This window comes from Arenimonas malthae CC-JY-1, assembly GCF_000747075.1.
Classification (GTDB): domain Bacteria; phylum Pseudomonadota; class Gammaproteobacteria; order Xanthomonadales; family Xanthomonadaceae; genus Arenimonas; species Arenimonas malthae.
The window spans coordinates 13,661-29,626 of the sequence record NZ_AVCH01000156.1 but is presented as its reverse complement, the minus strand read 5'-3'; the positions used below and the strand labels follow the sequence as shown (position 1 = coordinate 29,626).

General features: G+C 64.3%; 16 protein-coding genes. All 16 read left to right on the top strand.

Going from position 1 to position 15,966, the window contains the following annotated elements; all coding sequences use genetic code 11:
• Nucleotides 1-532, top strand: a 532-nt coding sequence (locus N790_RS07925) for a Cif family virulence factor (protein WP_211251972.1), incomplete at its 5' end; no start/stop codon positions are given.
• Nucleotides 525-1,772: a tetratricopeptide repeat protein gene (locus N790_RS07920; RefSeq protein WP_156970000.1), complete on the top strand. Its 1,248-nt coding sequence runs from the start codon at nucleotides 525-527 to the stop codon at nucleotides 1,770-1,772. The genes N790_RS07925 and N790_RS07920, both read left to right, overlap by 8 nt.
• A gap of 127 nt (nucleotides 1,773-1,899) precedes the next feature.
• On the top strand, nucleotides 1,900-2,367 hold the full coding sequence (locus tag N790_RS07915; protein ID WP_043802929.1) for a hypothetical protein: 468 nt from the start codon (nucleotides 1,900-1,902) through the stop codon (nucleotides 2,365-2,367).
• Nucleotides 2,368-2,564: 197 nt separating this feature from the next.
• Nucleotides 2,565-3,941: an O-antigen ligase family protein gene (locus N790_RS07910; protein WP_156969999.1), complete on the top strand. Its 1,377-nt coding sequence runs from the start codon at nucleotides 2,565-2,567 to the stop codon at nucleotides 3,939-3,941.
• Between the two features lie 11 nt (nucleotides 3,942-3,952).
• Entirely contained in the window at nucleotides 3,953-4,282 is a 330-nt protein-coding gene (locus N790_RS07905; protein WP_043802951.1) for a MarR family EPS-associated transcriptional regulator, read from the top strand.
• A 1-nt stretch (nucleotide 4,283) separates the two neighbouring features.
• Nucleotides 4,284-4,799, top strand: coding sequence for a transcription termination/antitermination protein NusG (gene nusG, locus N790_RS07900; protein WP_043802926.1), 516 nt, complete (start codon nucleotides 4,284-4,286; stop codon nucleotides 4,797-4,799).
• An 89-nt stretch (nucleotides 4,800-4,888) separates the two neighbouring features.
• Nucleotides 4,889-6,166 (top strand): Vi polysaccharide biosynthesis UDP-N-acetylglucosamine C-6 dehydrogenase TviB, encoded by a 1,278-nt coding sequence (gene tviB, locus N790_RS07895; protein ID WP_043802923.1) that lies wholly within the window; start codon nucleotides 4,889-4,891, stop codon nucleotides 6,164-6,166.
• A 92-nt stretch (nucleotides 6,167-6,258) separates the two neighbouring features.
• Nucleotides 6,259-7,272, top strand: a complete 1,014-nt coding sequence (gene pseB, locus N790_RS07890; RefSeq protein WP_043802921.1) for a UDP-N-acetylglucosamine 4,6-dehydratase (inverting) — start codon at nucleotides 6,259-6,261, stop codon at nucleotides 7,270-7,272.
• Entirely contained in the window at nucleotides 7,273-8,430 is a 1,158-nt protein-coding gene (gene pseC, locus N790_RS07885; protein WP_043802918.1) for a UDP-4-amino-4,6-dideoxy-N-acetyl-beta-L-altrosamine transaminase, read from the top strand.
• Between the two features lie 12 nt (nucleotides 8,431-8,442).
• Nucleotides 8,443-9,015, top strand: a complete 573-nt coding sequence (locus N790_RS15635; protein ID WP_084062771.1) for a GNAT family N-acetyltransferase — start codon at nucleotides 8,443-8,445, stop codon at nucleotides 9,013-9,015.
• Nucleotides 9,012-9,908, top strand: a complete 897-nt coding sequence (locus N790_RS07880; RefSeq protein WP_052385791.1) for an aldo/keto reductase — start codon at nucleotides 9,012-9,014, stop codon at nucleotides 9,906-9,908. The genes N790_RS15635 and N790_RS07880 overlap by 4 nt, the downstream gene beginning before the upstream one ends.
• Nucleotides 9,905-11,932, top strand: a complete 2,028-nt coding sequence (locus N790_RS07875) for an aminotransferase class III-fold pyridoxal phosphate-dependent enzyme (RefSeq protein ID WP_043802916.1) — start codon at nucleotides 9,905-9,907, stop codon at nucleotides 11,930-11,932. Before N790_RS07880 ends, N790_RS07875 begins: the two co-directional genes overlap by 4 nt.
• 1 nt (nucleotide 11,933) lies before the next feature.
• On the top strand, nucleotides 11,934-13,010 hold the full coding sequence (gene pseG / locus N790_RS07870) for a UDP-2,4-diacetamido-2,4,6-trideoxy-beta-L-altropyranose hydrolase (RefSeq protein WP_043802913.1): 1,077 nt from the start codon (nucleotides 11,934-11,936) through the stop codon (nucleotides 13,008-13,010).
• Nucleotides 13,000-13,527, top strand: coding sequence for a UDP-4-amino-4,6-dideoxy-N-acetyl-beta-L-altrosamine N-acetyltransferase (gene pseH / locus N790_RS07865; RefSeq protein WP_211251971.1), 528 nt, complete (start codon nucleotides 13,000-13,002; stop codon nucleotides 13,525-13,527). Before pseG ends, pseH begins: the two co-directional genes overlap by 11 nt.
• A 2-nt stretch (nucleotides 13,528-13,529) precedes the next feature.
• Nucleotides 13,530-14,588, top strand: a complete 1,059-nt coding sequence (gene pseI, locus N790_RS07860; protein ID WP_043802908.1) for a pseudaminic acid synthase — start codon at nucleotides 13,530-13,532, stop codon at nucleotides 14,586-14,588.
• Nucleotides 14,589-14,590: 2 nt separating this feature from the next.
• Nucleotides 14,591-15,925 carry a glycosyltransferase family protein gene (locus N790_RS07855; RefSeq protein WP_043802906.1) on the top strand — a complete coding sequence of 445 codons (1,335 nt, stop codon included), beginning with the start codon at nucleotides 14,591-14,593 and terminating at the stop codon, nucleotides 15,923-15,925.
• Nucleotides 15,926-15,966: the final 41 nt, after the last annotated feature.

Sequence of the window (15,966 nt, the reverse complement as noted above, 5' to 3'; positions counted from 1 at the left end):
AGCGGCTTCAGCCGCGACGCCTTCCACCGAGATCCCGCCCAAGCGCGTCGCGGCTGAAGCCGCTCCTACAGGGATGGTGGCGACACCAGCGATGACGGAAACCGCGGCACCTGCCGTCGCCTCGTCGGCATCCGCCGTTGCCGCCACGCCCGCGGCCGAACCCGCCGCGCCGGCCCCCATCGCTGAAGCCGCCGCCCAAGCCGTGCTCAGCCAGTACACCGCCGCCTATGCCAACGGCGACATCCGCACGCTCATGCGCCTGTTCACCCGCGACGCCACCAACAACCGCGGCAACCGCGACGCCATTGCCTACGACTACCAGGAGCTGTTTTCCGGCAGCGAAAGCCGCGAAATCCAGCTGCGAACCACCGGCTGGCTGGCCAATGGAACCACCGCCACCGTGCTGGCGAAATACGAAGCAAAGGTGAAGCGCCCCGGCCGCTGGCTGCCCAGCACCAGCCGCGGCGACATCCGCTTCGACCTGGCTTACGAAAACGGCGCGCTGCGCATCAAGGCCATCCTCCATGACTGAAGCGCGCCGCCCGCCCTGGCGGTGGCTGGTGCTGGTGGCGCTGCTGTTCGCCGGCTGGCGCGTGGCCACGCTGGGCCTGGCCGACCATTACGCGCGCAGTAGTCCGGAGCGCGCGTTGTTCTGGCGGGCGGATCATCCCGAGGCGTTGCTGGCGCGGGCGGAGGCGCTGGGGCGGGTCGGGCCTGAAGGCCCTCCTACAAAGGCGGATGCGGAGATGGCGGCCGAGTATGCGCGGCGTGCGCTGCGCGCCGATCCGCTCGACGGGCGCCCTTACCGCGTGCTGGGCCAGCTGGCCGCGGCCGAAGGCAACGAAGCCCGCGCCGCCGGGCTGTTCACCCTGGCCGCCCGCCGCGCCCCGCGCGACCGTCCGGCGCACTTTTGGCTGCTCGACCACCATTTGAAGGCCAGCCGCCCCGCCCAGGCGATGCCGCACCTCGACACCCTGCTGCGCATCCAGCCCAACCTGTTCACCCGGTTCGAACCGCTGCTGCTGGCCCTGGCCGGCGCGCCGCCCGCCCACGCCGCGCTGGCCGACACGCTGGCGAAGAATCCGCCCTGGCGTGCCCGCTTCCTGGTACTGGCCAGCAGCAAGGGCGAAGACGCCGCCGCCATGGCCCCGCTGTTCGAGCAACTGCGCCAAACCCCCGGCGGCCTGGCCGACAACGAACTCGGCCCCTGGCTCGACCGCCTGGTGCGCGAAGGCCGGGTGGGGCAGGCCTACCTGCTGTGGGCCGGCCAGCTGCCCAAGGAAAAACTTGCCGCGCTGGGCAATGTTTACAACGGCGGCTTCGAACACGAACCCGCCCCGGTGGGCTTCGACTGGCGCTTCGCCCGCGTGCCCGGCGCCCGCATCGAACGCCTGTCCACCGAGGGGGCGGGCGGCCGCGTGGCCCTGCGCGTGGCCTTCGAGGACCGCCGCGTGCCCTTCGCCCACGTGCGCCAGATGCTGGCCCTGCCGGCCGGGCGTTACCGGTTCCAAGCCCAGGCCAAGGCCGACAGCCTGCGCACCGACCGCGGCCTGGTGTGGCAACTGGCCTGCGTGGCCGGCGGCAAGCCGCTGGGGGAAACCCCGCCGCTGCTGGGCCACACCCCCTGGCGCACCCTGGAGCTGGCCTTCGAGGTGCCGCCCGGCTGCGAGGGCCAGTGGCTTACCCTGCGGCTGCCGGCGCGCATCCCGGCCGAACAGCGCATCGGCGGCCGGGCCTGGTTCGATGACCTGAAAATCAGCCGTCTTCCGTAGCCTGTTCATATAGCTAAACCCTTGATCGGTCAGGGCAGTGAGCAAAATTCTCGCTTGCATCGCCCGCCGTCCGGACGTAACCTCGACCCAACTGTCCCTGACAGCGCCCCCCGATAGGAGCACCGCCATGATCAAGCTCAGCACCCTCGTCGCCGCCACCCTGCTGGCCGGCTCCGCGTTCGCGGCCGACTCCGTGGCCACGCTGTCCGCGCAGGAAGGCACCGTGCTCGTGAACCAGGGCGAAGAATTCGTCACCGCCACCGACGCCCAGGCCCTGATGGCCGGCGACCGCGTGATGGTCATGGAAGGCGCCAGCGCCACCGTCACCTATGCCGACGGCTGCGCCCTGCCGCTGATCGCCGGCACGCTGGCGGAACTGCCGGCCCAGTCGCCGTGCACCGGCGCCGTGGTGAGCCTGCAGCAGGTGGGCCCCACCGTGGCCCAGGCCCCGGGCGACGACAACAAGCGCTACAACGTGACCCGGAAGTCCACGGGCGTCACCTATGCCGTGTTCGGCACCGCGCTCGCGCTCATCATTGCCGAGGCCTCGGGCGACGACTACAGCATCGAGCCGGATCCGTCGGCCAGCCCGTAACGGCCGCCGCGTCATCGCACAAGAACAAGGCCACCTCCGGGTGGCCTTTTTCATCTGTCGGAGGGCCTTCAGGCCCGACCGGCGCCAGGCCTGCGCCGTGCAGTAAGTACAAGCGCGAAAGTTTCCGCGTTTTCCCGCCGCGTGCGTCCGCTATCATCCAGTGAACCCCCCGTTCACAACCGGCCCCCGCGCACGCCATGGATCCAACCCCGCTGCCCGCGAAACTGCAGGCACCGCTGGCCGCAGTGGTGCTGGCCGCTGCGCTGCTGCTGGGCGGCGGGCAGGGCACGGTGGCCGACAGCGCGGTGCAGCTGCTTTCGCTGGCGCTGCTGGCGCTGTGCCTGTGGCGGCATGCCAGCGAACCCGAAGCGAAGCTGCCGCGCCTGGCCTGGCTGGCCGCGCTGCCAATGGCCTTGCCGGCACTCCAGTTGCTGCCCCTGCCGGAAAGCGTGTGGCTGCTGCCGGACGCGCGCGATGAACTGGCTACCGAACTCTCCGCCGCCGGCGTGGGAGCGGCGCACCGCATCAGCCTGGTGCCGCTGGCCACCGAACGCGCCTTCGCGTGGTTGCTGCCCGCAGTGGCGCTGTTCCTGGCCGGCCTGCAGCTTTCCAGCCAGCAGCGCGGAAACCTGCTGAAGCTGCTGGTGGCCGCCGCCGCGCTCAGCGTGGTGCTGGGCCTGGCGCAGCTGTTCGGCGGGCCCGACAGCGCGCTGCGCTTCTACAGCAACACGAATCCCACCGAAGCCGTGGGCTTCTTCGCCAACCGCAACCACCTGGCCAGCCTGCTGGCGGTGGCGCTGCCAATCGTGGTGGTGGGCACGGCGCTGTGGCTGAAGCACCGCGAAGACTGGAGCCCGGGCACCGTGCTGGGCCTGCTGGCCGGTGTGGGCCTGGTGGCGCTGCTGATTTTGGGTATTGCCATGGCCCGTTCCCGCGCCGGCCTGCTGCTGGGCATGCTGGGTTTGCTGCTGAGCCTGCCGCTGGCGCTGCAGCTGCGCCGCCGCCGCGGCACCCGCCGCGTGCTGGCCGTGGCCGTGGCGCTTGGCTTCACGCTGGCGGTGCAGTTCGCGCTGTTCGGCATCTTGCAGCGGCTGCAGAAAGACCCGCTGGAAGATGCCCGTTTCCAGTACCTGCCCGTGGTCGAAAGCGTGGCGCGGCAGCACGCGCCGCTGGGCACCGGCCTGGGCGGCTTCCGCCGCGCCTTTGAAGCCGAAGATCCTGCGCCCGTGAGCGTGTACATCAACCACGCCCACAACGACTGGGCCGAACTGTGGCTGGAAGGCGGCTGGCCCGGCTGGGCTCTGGTGGGCGCCGCCGTGGGCGGGCTGCTGGTGAGCGGCTGGAAGGTATGGCGCAAGCAGCCCGAAGCCAGCACCACCACGCGCACCCTTTCCCGCGCCGCCTGGGTGGGCCTGCTGCTGCTGGCCCTGCATTCCCTGGGCGACTACCCGCTGCGCACCAGCGCCCTGCTGGCCGTGGCTGGGGTGCTGGCCGCGCAGGTAATGGCCATGCGAGAAATTCGTTTGTCCCGGGCACCGGATGGAGCTAGGCTGGGGCCGTTGTTCAATCCGTGAACACCGCCCGCATGCCCCCCGTTGCCGACGAACTGAGCATCACCATCCTGCGCCGCCTGGCCGATTCGCCCGCTGTGAACCAGCGCGAGCTGGCGTTGCATGCCGGCGTTTCCCTCGGCCGCCTGAACTACGCGCTGCGCGCGCTGGTGGACAAGGGTTGGGTGAAAGTGGGCAACTTCAGCCGCAGCGAGCACAAGCTGGGTTACGCCTACCTGCTGACCCCGCGCGGCATCGAAGCCAAGGCCAAACTGACCAAGCGCTTCCTGGCCCGCAAGATGGGCGAATACGACGCCCTGCGCCAGGAAATTGAGCGTCTGCAGCGCGAAGTGGAGGGCGGCTGACATGCAACGCTGGTACTGCGTGCACACCAAGCCGCGCGCCGAAGCCCAGGCGCTGGAACACCTGCGGCGCCAGGGCTTCGAATGCCTGCTGCCGCGCCTGCAGCGCACCCTGCTGCGCAGCGGCCGCCGGCAAACCGTGGTGGAAGCGCTGTTCCCGCGCTACCTGTTCCTGCGCGCCGACGCCGAAGCCACCAGCCTGGCACCCGTGCGCTCCACCAAGGGCGCCGTGGGCCTGGTGCGCACCGCCGGCCTGCCGGCCACCGTGCCGGATGAATTCATTGAACGCCTGCAAGCCGACGCCAACGCCGACGGCCTGATCACGCTGCCCGAGCGCCGGCTGCTGCCGGGCGAACGCGTGGCCATCACCGACGGCCCGCTGGCGGGGCTGCAGGGCATCTATACCCAGGCGCAGGGGGAACAACGCGCCTTGGTGCTGCTGGAAATTTTGGGCGGCGTGCAAAGCGTGGCGCTGCCCAACTACGTGCTGGAACCCGTCGGGCCGGCCCAGGCCGCCTGACGCAGGGGGACAACCTGGTCATCAAACGGCCTTACGGAAGCGCCTTTGCAACCGTAGGGCGGTAGCGTGCCCGAAACCGAGGGAAACGAATGAAGAAGCTGGAAGAGTCCCGCATTGCCATCATCGGCCTGGGCTACGTGGGCCTGCCGCTGGCGGTGGAGTTCGGAAAAAACTTCGACACCACCGGCTACGACATCCGCAGCGCCCGCGTGGCCGAGCTGCGCGAGGGCAAGGACAGCACGCTTGAGTGCAGCCCCGAGGAACTGGCCGCCAGCCCGAAGCTGAAATACACCGACCAACTGGCCGACATTGCCGGCTGCAACATCTACATCGTTACCGTGCCCACGCCCATTGATTCGGCCAAGCGCCCCGACCTGACCCCGCTGGTGAAGGCCAGCGAGGCCATTGGCAGCGTGCTGAAGAAGGGCGACGTGGTGGTGTACGAAAGCACCGTGTACCCCGGCTGCACAGAAGAGGTCTGTATTCCAGTGCTCGAGAAGGCCTCCGATCTTGTGTTTAACGTGGACTTCTTTGCGGGGTACAGCCCCGAAAGAATCAATCCTGGCGACAAGGCTCACCGCGTCTCCACCATCAAAAAGGTCACCAGTGGCTCGACACCGGAAGCTGCGAACTTCATCGACGAGCTCTACCGGTCGATTGTTGCTGCAGGCACGCACAAGGCGAGCAGCATGAAAGTAGCGGAAGCTGCAAAGGTCATCGAGAACACGCAGCGGGATCTCAATATTGCGCTCGTCAACGAACTGGCAATCCTCTTCAATCGGCTTGGCATCGATACATTGGAGGTGCTCGAGGCTGCTGGAACGAAATGGAATTTTCTGCCATTTCGGCCGGGCTTGGTCGGAGGGCACTGTATCGGGGTGGATCCTTACTACCTAACCCATAAGGCCCAGGAGGTGGGGCATCATCCTGATGTCATCCTTGCCGGCCGCCGTACCAACGATGGGATGGGCGCATACGTCGCAGATCAAGTGATAAAGCTGATGCTGCGAAAGCGCGTCAATCCGGTCGGTGCCAAGGTCCTTGTGCTGGGGCTTGCGTTCAAAGAAGACTGTCCGGATCTGCGCAACACACGCGTCGTGGATGTCATCGACACTTTCAGGAGCTGCGGCATCGAGGTGGACGTCCACGATCCATGGGTTAGCTCAGAAGAGGCGCTGGCGGAGTACGGGCTGCGGATGGCTGGAGAGCTCACGAAGGGTTCTTATGATGCGATGGTTATTGCAGTCGCGCACAGTGTTTTTGCCGAGCGTGGATTCGATTGGGTCCGATGCCTTGGAAAGGCAACCTGTGTCGTCTACGACGCTAAGTGCGTCTATCCGCAACCTTTGGTCGATGGCAGGCTCTGAGGCTCTGCTATTTTTCGAGTCGTCGGCCAAGCAACATTCGCTCGCTACCGAATGCGCTTCAGAATGAATGAATTGGGAAATGGAATAAGAACATGCTCAACGAAAAATCAATACTTATTACTGGGGGCACGGGTTCGTTCGGGAAAGCCTTCGTCAGGACAGTGCTTGAGCGGTTTCCGGGGGTTCGCCGCCTTGTGGTCTATTCCCGCGACGAGCTCAAGCAGTACGAGATGGCGCAGAAGTTCCCAGTGGAGTCCTATCCGGCGCTGCGCTACTTCATCGGCGACGTCCGCGATGCCGATCGTCTTCGCCGGGCGATGGAAGGAATCGACATTGTGGTGCATGCAGCTGCTCTGAAGCAGGTGCCAGCTGCAGAGTACAACCCTTTCGAGTGCATCAAGACCAATATCCTCGGAGCCCAGAATGTGATCGAGGCGTGTCTGGACCGCGGAGTGCAAAATGTCGTCGCACTTTCGACGGACAAGGCTGCCGCACCGATCAATCTGTACGGCGCCACGAAGCTTTGCTCGGACAAGCTATTTACCGCCGCCAACAACATAAAAGGTAAGCGTGACCTGCGCTTCAGCGTCGTACGCTACGGAAATGTAATGGGCAGTCGCGGGTCAGTGATTCCGTTCTTCCTGCAGCGCCGATCCACGGGGATTCTGCCGATCACTGACGTTGAGATGACTCGCTTCAATATCAGTCTTCAGGAAGGCGTCGACATGGTGTTGTGGGCGCTCGAGAACGCAGCCGGTGGCGAGATTTTCGTGCCCAAGATTCCCAGCTACCGGATCACTGACGTGGCTCACGCCATTGGCCCCGAGTGTGAACACCCCGTCGTCGGGATCCGCCCGGGCGAGAAGGTCCATGAGGAAATGATCACCGCAAGCGACAGCTTCAACACGGTCGACCTCGGCCGCTACTATGCGATCCTGCCTTCTGCGGGCCGATATAGTGTCGAGTCCTACTGCGCCAAGCATGGTGGCAGCCCGGTTCCGCCCGGCTACGCGTACAACAGCGGCACTAACCTTCACTTTCTGACGCAAGAAGAACTGCGCGTCCTCATCCGCGAGCACGTGGATGCCGAGTTTGGGGTCGACTGAGTGATCCCTTACGGACGACAGCAGATCACCCAAGCGGATGTCGACGCTGTCGTCGACGTCCTGCGCTCGGATTTCCTGACGCAGGGGCCGGCCGTCCCGGCCTTCGAGCGGGCCGTAGGCGATCACGTCGGCGCGAAGCACGCGTTGGCGATGAACAGTGCGACGTCAGCGCTCCACGTGGCCTGCCTTGCTCTTGGCCTCGGGCCGGGCGACTGGTTGTGGACCTCGCCCATCACGTTCGTGGCCTCGGCCAATTGCGGCCTGTACTGCGGCGCGAAGGTAGATTTCGTCGATATTGATCCTCGGACATACAATCTCTGCCCGAAAGCCTTGGAACGCAAGCTCGAGGTCGCGGAGCGCGAAGGGCGCCTGCCGAAGGTCGTGGTTCCAGTGCACCTCTGCGGCCAGCCCTGCGATATGGACGCAATTCATCGGCTGGGCCAGCGTTATGGATTCCGCATCATCGAAGACGCCTCACACGCAATCGGTGGCAAATACCGCGGAGAGTTCATCGGCGGCGGACGATACAGCGACATCACCATCTTCAGCTTCCACCCGGTGAAGATTGTCACCACGGGCGAGGGCGGTATGGCCGTGACCAACGACGACGGTCTGGCGGCACGGATGGCGCTGCTGCGAAGCCACGGCATCACCCGCAATCCCGATCAGTTCGAGGGCGAATCGCAGGGGCCTTGGTACTACGAGCAGATTGATCTTGGATTCAATTACCGGATGACCGATCTGCAGGCGGCGCTCGGCGTGAGTCAGATGACCCGGCTTGACGAGTATGTGGCGACGCGCAATGAGCTCGCCGCAGAATACGATGCGCTGTTCGCCGACATCGCGGTGACTCGCCCCTGGCAGCACCCGGACAGCTATTCAGGGCGTCACCTCTACGTGATCCGGCTACCGCAGGGTGGGCCCCGCGGCCACCGTCAAGTATTTGACGCGCTGCGCGCCTCCGGCGTCGGTGTCAACTTGCATTACATGCCCGTCCACATGCAGCCCTACTACCGCCGTCTTGGCTTTGGTGCGGGCATGTTCCCGGAAGCGGAGAGGTACTGCGCCGAAGCAATCACCCTTCCGCTGTACCCGGCGTTGACCAAGACCAGCCTGGTCCACGTCGTCAATGCCGTCCGCAGTGCTATCTCTGAGTGAGCGAGGCAAACCATGCAGCTTGACGAGTCGAAGATCTACGATGACGGTGGGCGAATTTACTTGCGACTGCTGCGCGAAAGCGACATAGGCGACCAATACGAGTCTTGGTTCCGAGACGAGCTAGTCACGGAATTTCTCGACTCGAAAAGAATCACTCGCCAAGATGCCATCGAACACCTTCGCGCGGGCCGCGAATCGAACAGCTATTTCATGCTCGCAGTCATGCATAAGGCAGATAGCCGCCACATCGGAAACGTGAAGCTAGGTCCAATTCAATGGCGACATTCGGTTTCCGATCTTTCCACGGTTATCGGGGACAGGCGGTACTGGGGTGTCGGCCTTGCCACTGAGGCGGTTTCTGTCGGTACGCGTATTGCGTTCGATACACTCAATCTGCGAAAGCTGAGCGCAGGGATAGTTCATCAGAATGTGGGCTCAATCAAGGCGTATACGAGGGCGGGGTGGGTCGTCGAGGGACGGCTGCGCGGGCACCACCTGATCAATGGCGAGCCTCAGGACCGGATCGTCGTAAGCTGCTTCAATCCCGCCTTTTTCTCTGACCCGGTTCCGAGCCAGCAGTTATGATCCAGCTGGGTGGGCAAAACTGCACGCCTGCGAGAATCGCGCTCGGGACGGCCCAGTTCGGCCTGGCCTACGGCGTCAGCAACGAAGCAGGCCAGGTTGCCGATTCCCGGGTCGATGAGATTCTCCGGCTTGGTGAGCGCGCAGGCATGGGAACGTTGGACACCGCGATCGCCTACGGGAGCAGCGAAGAGGTGCTGGGCCGACACCGCGTCGATGGCTGGCGCGTGGTTTCAAAGTTGCCGGCTCATCCGGAAGGCTGCGAAGACATCGGCGCGTGGGTCGATGCACAGTTGCGGGCCTCACTCTTGCGACTGCGCGTGGATCGACTGCACGCGTTACTGCTGCATCGGCCACAGCAACTCCTGCTGCCAGGAGGCGCATCGCTGTTCGCAGCGCTCGAGCGCGCACGGGCGCATGGCTTGGTCACGAAGATCGGCATTTCGATCTATGGCCCGGAAGAACTCGATGCGCTTTCGGGGCACTTTGCGTTTGACATTGTCCAAGGGCCCTTCAATGTCGTCGACCGGCGGCTGGCCGACTCAAGCTGGCTCGCCAGGCTGCAGGACAAGGGTTGCGAGTTCCACGCGCGTTCTGCGTTCATGCAGGGCTTGTTGCTCATGGGGGCGGACTCGCGGCCTGCCTATTTCAAACGTTGGACCGAGCTTTGGACAGCGTGGGAGGCTTGGCTCGCCGAGACCGGCATGACGCCGTTGCGAGCCTGCATGGCTCATGTGCTGGCACAGCCGGGCATCGATCAAGTCGTCGTGGGGGTCACTTCACCGGGCCAGCTCGACGAGATCCTCTCTGCTGCGTGCGAAGGACCGGGCGCGCCCCCATCGCTCCGGAGCCTCGATCCAGACCTTGTCATTCCTCCCCGCTGGCGGATTTCATGAAGACCGTTGCCATCGTCCAGGCCCGCATGGGCTCCACCCGCCTGCCCGGCAAAGTTCTGCTGCGCGTCGGTGGCAAGACGCTTATCGAGGTTCTGCTCGCCCGGCTGGCGCTCTCGAAGGAAATTGACCAGATCGTGGTGGCGACTTCGGAGCGCGAAGAGAACGCGCCGCTGGTTGCGCACCTCAACGAACTCGGCGTCACCTGTTACCGCGGTAGCGAGGATGACGTGCTTTCCCGGTACTACGAAGCTGCCAGCCACGCCGGCGCCGACGCCGTCGTGCGCGTTACCGGAGACTGTCCGTTGATTGACGCCAGCGTCGTCGACGAGGTCATTCGCGGCTATGCAAGAGCCGGCGTCGACTATTTCTCGAACGTGGATCCGCCAACGTACCCCGATGGCCTCGACGTCGAGGTATTCAGCTTCACGGCGCTCGAAACGGCGCATCGCGATGCTGCTCCTGGCCCGGATCGAGAACATGTGACTCCCTACCTGCGCAATTCCGGCCGCTTCCTCACCGGCTCGTTGCGCAATGAAGAGGATTTGTCCGCGCTGCGCTGGACCGTCGATGAAGCCGCTGATCTCGAGGTCGTTCAGCGAGTTTTCGCGCACTTCGATTCTCCGACCAGTTTTGGCTGGCGCGACGTGCTTGCCTACCAGCGCGGCAGGCCGGATGTTTTCGGCGGAAACCAGCATCTCAAACGTAATGAAGGATCGACGATGGGCAAGGGGCAGAAGCTCTGGAAGCGGGCCAAGCAGGTTATTCCCGGCGGCAATATGCTGCTGTCGAAACGGGCGGAGATGTTCCTACCCGACCAGTGGCCCGCGTATTTTAGCCGCGCCAAGGGCTGCAAGGTGTGGGACCTCGACGGCAACGAGTACACCGATATGTCGATCATGGGGATTGGCACCAATTCCCTTGGCTACGGCCACGAAGAGGTTGACGCAGCCGTCCGCGAAGTGGTCGAGGCAGGCAACATGTCGACTTTCAACTGCCCAGAGGAAGTTCTTCTCGCGGAGAAGCTGGTTGAGATGCACCCGTTCGCCGATATGGCCCGCTTCGCACGCAGCGGCGGCGAAGCAAACGCGATCGCGATTCGAATTGCCCGGGCAGCCAGCGGCAAGGACAAGGTTGCGATCTGCGGCTATCACGGTTGGCACGACTGGTATCTGGCGGCAAACCTCGGGGACCAGAAAAACCTTGCTGGCCACCTCCTCCCAGGTCTGCAGCCGAACGGTGTGCCACAGGAACTGCGCGGTACCGTGCTGCCGTTCAATTACAACCGATACGACGAGTTGCTGGCGCTGGTGGATGAGCACGACGTCGGTGTCATCAAGATGGAAGTCGTACGGAACATGGGCCCGGAAGACAACTTTCTCCACAAGGTCCGTGAGCTGGCGACAAAGCGCGGTATCGTGCTGATCTTCGACGAATGCACGTCGGGCTTCAGGCAGACGTTCGGAGGGTTGCACAAGATGTACGGCGTCGAGCCCGACATGGCGATGTTCGGAAAGGCCCTGGGAAATGGCTACGCGATCACCGCGACGATCGGTCGCCGCGAAGTCATGGAGGCCGCGCAGACGAGCTTCATCAGCAGCACCTTCTGGACCGAGCGCATCGGCCCGGCGGCGGCATTGAAGACTCTCGAGGTGATGGAGCGCACGCGATCGTGGGAGACGATCACTCAGATTGGCCTCAATATTCGCGCTGGATGGCAGCACCTCGCCGACAAACACGGCCTGAAGATATCGCATTGGGGGCTTGCGGCGCTCACCGGTTTCAGCATCGAAAGCCCGAACGCGCTCGCCTACAAAACGCTGATCACCCAGGAGATGCTCGGCAAGGGCTACCTCGCTAGCAACAGCGTATACGCCTGTACGCAGCACACGCCGGATGTCGTCGAGAAGTTCTTCGAGACTCTCGATCCGGTATTCGCGCTCATCCGGGAGTGCGAGGACGGCCGCGACGTTATGAGTCTGCTCCGCGGGCCGGTCTGCCATTCCGGGTTCAAGAGACTGAATTGATATGGATGTTCTGTTCCGCGCGGATGCGGCGACCGAGATCGGGAGCGGGCACGTGATGCGCTGCCTGGCGATCGCCGGCGCACTTCGCGTCCAAGGGGCGAATTGTCAGTTCGCATGTCGCGACCTACCAGGCCACCTTGGTGGGCTCATCGAGCGGCAAGGGTTTCCGGTATGGCTTCTGGCGACGCCGGACGCGGCGGGGGAGAGCCTGTTGCCGGCCCCTCCTGCGGCGGTCGATCGCTCGCAGGCGGATGATGCCGGAGCGGTTTCGCGCAGGCTGGACAGGCGCGCCATCGACTGGCTTGTCGTCGATCACTATGGCCTGGATTGGCGCTGGGAATCCCGGCTTCGCCCGCACGCTTTCCGGATCGCGGTCATCGACGACCTCGCCAACCGCACGCACGACTGTGACCTGCTGGTGGATCAGACGCTCGGCAGGCGTGCGGCAGAATACTCGGGCCTAGTGCCTGAGACAGCTTCCGTGCTGACCGGCACGGACTTCGCGCCATTGCGCGGGGAGTTCGCGCGATGGCGCCAACAAAGCCTGGAGCGCCGGGATGGGAGCAGGTTCGAAGCGATCCTGGTCTCGTTGGGTGGAGTCGACAAGGCGAACCATACCTCGCGCGTGTTGAGAGCGCTGGCCAGTGCGCCCTTGCCTGCCAACTGCAATATTCGCATCGTCATGGGCCCGCTCGCTCCCTGGCTGGACGAAGTGCGCGACGCGGCCGCTGCGTTGCCTTGGCGAAGCGAAGTGCACGTCGGCGTTTCCAACATGGCGGAGCTGATGGCGTCCTGCGACCTTGCGATCGGTGCGGCCGGAACCACGTCCTGGGAGCGCTGCTGCCTGGGGCTGCCGGCCCTCACGATGGTGGTCGCCGATAACCAGGTCCAGGGCGCTGAGGCGCTGGCTGCGACCGGCGCCTCCTGGCTAATTCACGATTCGCAGGAGCTGCCCTCGATGATCTCCAGCCTGCTGGACGATCGCTCGCAGTTGCGTGACATGAGCCGAGCCGCGAGCGCGCTCGTTGACGGGCAGGGACTGGACCGGGTGGTCAGGGAGATGATCCGTGGGCGCTGACGTTTCAGTCCGGGCTATGGGAGCCGGCGACCTTGAGACTGTACTGGCCTGGCGCAACCATCCGAATGTAAGCCGCTACATGCTGACAAATCATGAGATCAGCCTGGACGAACACCGTCGCTGGTTCGAGCGCGCGTCGACCGATGCGTCGCGCCGGCTGCTGATCGTCGAACAATGCAGCCGTCCGCTGGGCTTCGTCCACTTTAACGGTCTGTCCGCGAGCCGCGTTGTCGATTGGGGCTTCTATGCCACACCGGGCGCTCCTAAGGGCACTGGAACCGTGCTCGGCGAGGCCGCGCTCGACTGGGCATTCACCACCCTTGACCTGCTCAAGGTCTGCGGCCAAGCACTATGCGGAAATGGTGCTTCGATTCGCCTGCATCTGGCGCTGGGATTTCGCCTGGAAGGTACGCTCAGGGCGCAGTACCCGGACCACCCGGTGGGCCCTGATCTCGTCTGTTTCGGCCTACTTCGCGAAGAGTGGTCCAGGCGCCGCACTGCCGGCGCGGAGGAATAACGATGAACAACTATGAAATTGCAGGCCGTCGCATCGGTCAGGGCCATCCGCCCTACGTGATCGCAGAAATGTCTGCGAACCATAACGGCAGCATCGACACAGCATTGCGCATCATTGGGGAGGCGCACAAGGCCGGCGCTGATGCTGTCAAGATCCAGACATACCGTCCCGACACCATCACGATGGATAGCGACCGGGAGGAGTTCCGGATCAGAGGCGGTCTCTGGGATGGACGCACGCTGTATGAGCTCTATTCCGAGGCGCACATGCCTTGGGATTGGCACGAAGCGCTCTTCAAGCGAGCTCGTCAGCTAGGAATCACTCTCTTCAGTTCGCCGTTTGATCGGACGGCGGTCGATCTGCTTGAATCGCTCGGCGCACCAGCCTACAAGATCGCTTCGTTTGAAGCGGTCGACCTGTCATTGATTAGATATGTCGCCGCGACCGGCAAACCAATGATCATCTCGACAGGCATGGCTGACGCCGATGAGATCGACGAAGCACTGCACGCAGCGCGAGATGGTGGCTGTCACGATGTGGCGATATTGCACTGCGTCAGTGGCTATCCGGCGCCCGCGGCCGACTACAACCTTCGCACACTGCCCGACATGCAGTCGCGCTTCGGCGTGCCGGTCGGTCTGTCCGACCACACGCTGGACAACACGACGGCCATCGCCTCGGTTGCGCTCGGTGCCTGCATCATCGAAAAGCACTTCACGCTCGATCGGAGTGGCGGTGGTCCTGACGACAGCTTCTCGCTTGAGCCCGCGGAGCTCGCCGCTCTGTGCCGCGCCGCGCGCACTGCATGGGGGTCGCTCGGTAGCGTCGACTACGGGCGCAAGTCGAGCGAGCAGGGCAACGTGCAGTTCCGGCGCTCGCTGTATGTGACGCGCGACGTCGCCGCCGGTGAGGCCGTGACCCACGACAACGTCCGTTCCATCCGCCCGGGCTTCGGGCTCGCCTGCCGGCACATGGATGATGTGCAGGGCATGAAGTTCCAGACGGCAGTGTCGCGCGGTACGCCGTTGGCGTGGGACCTGCTTTCCAAGAAGATCGAGTGAGAATGAAGATCGGATTCGTCGAGAACCGCTACAAAACCTGGTTCTGGGACGCGATGGCGCGGCACTGGCTGGAGCGTGGCCACGAGTGCTGCTGGCTGGTTCAGAACCCGGTGTTCCTACCAACTACGGGGCGGATTCGAGTAATGCCGTTTCCCTCGCGCGCGACTGGGGACCAAGTTGGCGCGGATGACCTTGGCTGGATCCGCCACGCGGACCGCAATATCAACTACTTCGCCGGCGATAGCCGCCACTATCCGCACTACAATCGGCTCGTGGGTGAATGGCTGGATCAGGAGCGCCCCGACCTCGTCTTGGGCGAGTGCACGCTGTTTCACGAGTTGCTTGTCATCGATGCTTGCAAGCGTCGCGGCATTCCGTTCCTCCATCCTAGCGCGCCCGGTTACCCGGGGGGGCGCTTCGCAATCTACGACGGCGCCTCGAAGACGACGATCGGGGGTTGCTCGAAGGATATGCCCGATGCGGCACAGGCGCTGGAAATCGCCGAGGCGATCCGCCGCCGTGAACGGATCCCCGACTACATGAAGAAGTCACCCAAAAAGGTCGTCGACCGCGTGCATCCCGCGCCGCGCACTCTGGCCGATCGCGCCCGCATACTGCGCGGCCGGTTCTTGGGCGAGCGTTTCAACACGCCGTCGGTTTGGCGCAAACTGAGTCTCGACCGGCGTACGCGGTCCCATCTCGGTAGATGGGAGGCGCTGGCGGCCCGTGCCTACGCCGGACCCACACCCACCGGCGTCTGCCTGTATCCCCTTCAGATGCAGCCTGAAGCCAACCTCGACCTTTGGGGTGGGCAGCACCGCAACCAGGCGGGACTCGTCGAGCGCCTCGCCCGCAGCTTGCCCGTCGGCTGGCAGCTCCGGGTGAAGGCAAATCCGAAGGCCAAGTACGAGCTGTCGCGCGAGCTCTTGGAGGTCATTGCTACGACGCCGAATGTCGTCGCCGTTCCGTTGGCAATTTCGATTGCCGATGAATTTGCGCGCGCAAACCTCGTCTGCACCGTCACAGGGACTGTCGCCGTGGAATCCGTGTTGTCGAGAATACCCCTGGTGCAACTTGGGCCCGGCATCGTCGAAGACGGACCCGGTTGTCTCCGCATCGGGCGCCCTGAAGACATTGGTGCCGTCGCGTCCACGGTAGCCTCGGGCATGTTTGTGTTGGCGGATGACGATCAACGGGTCGAGCTGGTGCAGCGCCTTTTTGCCACGACGTTTCCTGGGCTGGTTTCCGATCCATCCACGCTCCCGGCAGTGGTGCGTCCGGAGAACGTCGCAAGCGTATGTGCTGCCGTCGAAGAGGTAATGCCAAAATGGGGCTGAAGCGAACGGTCTGCGCGATGATTTGCCTGATTGCTCCCCCG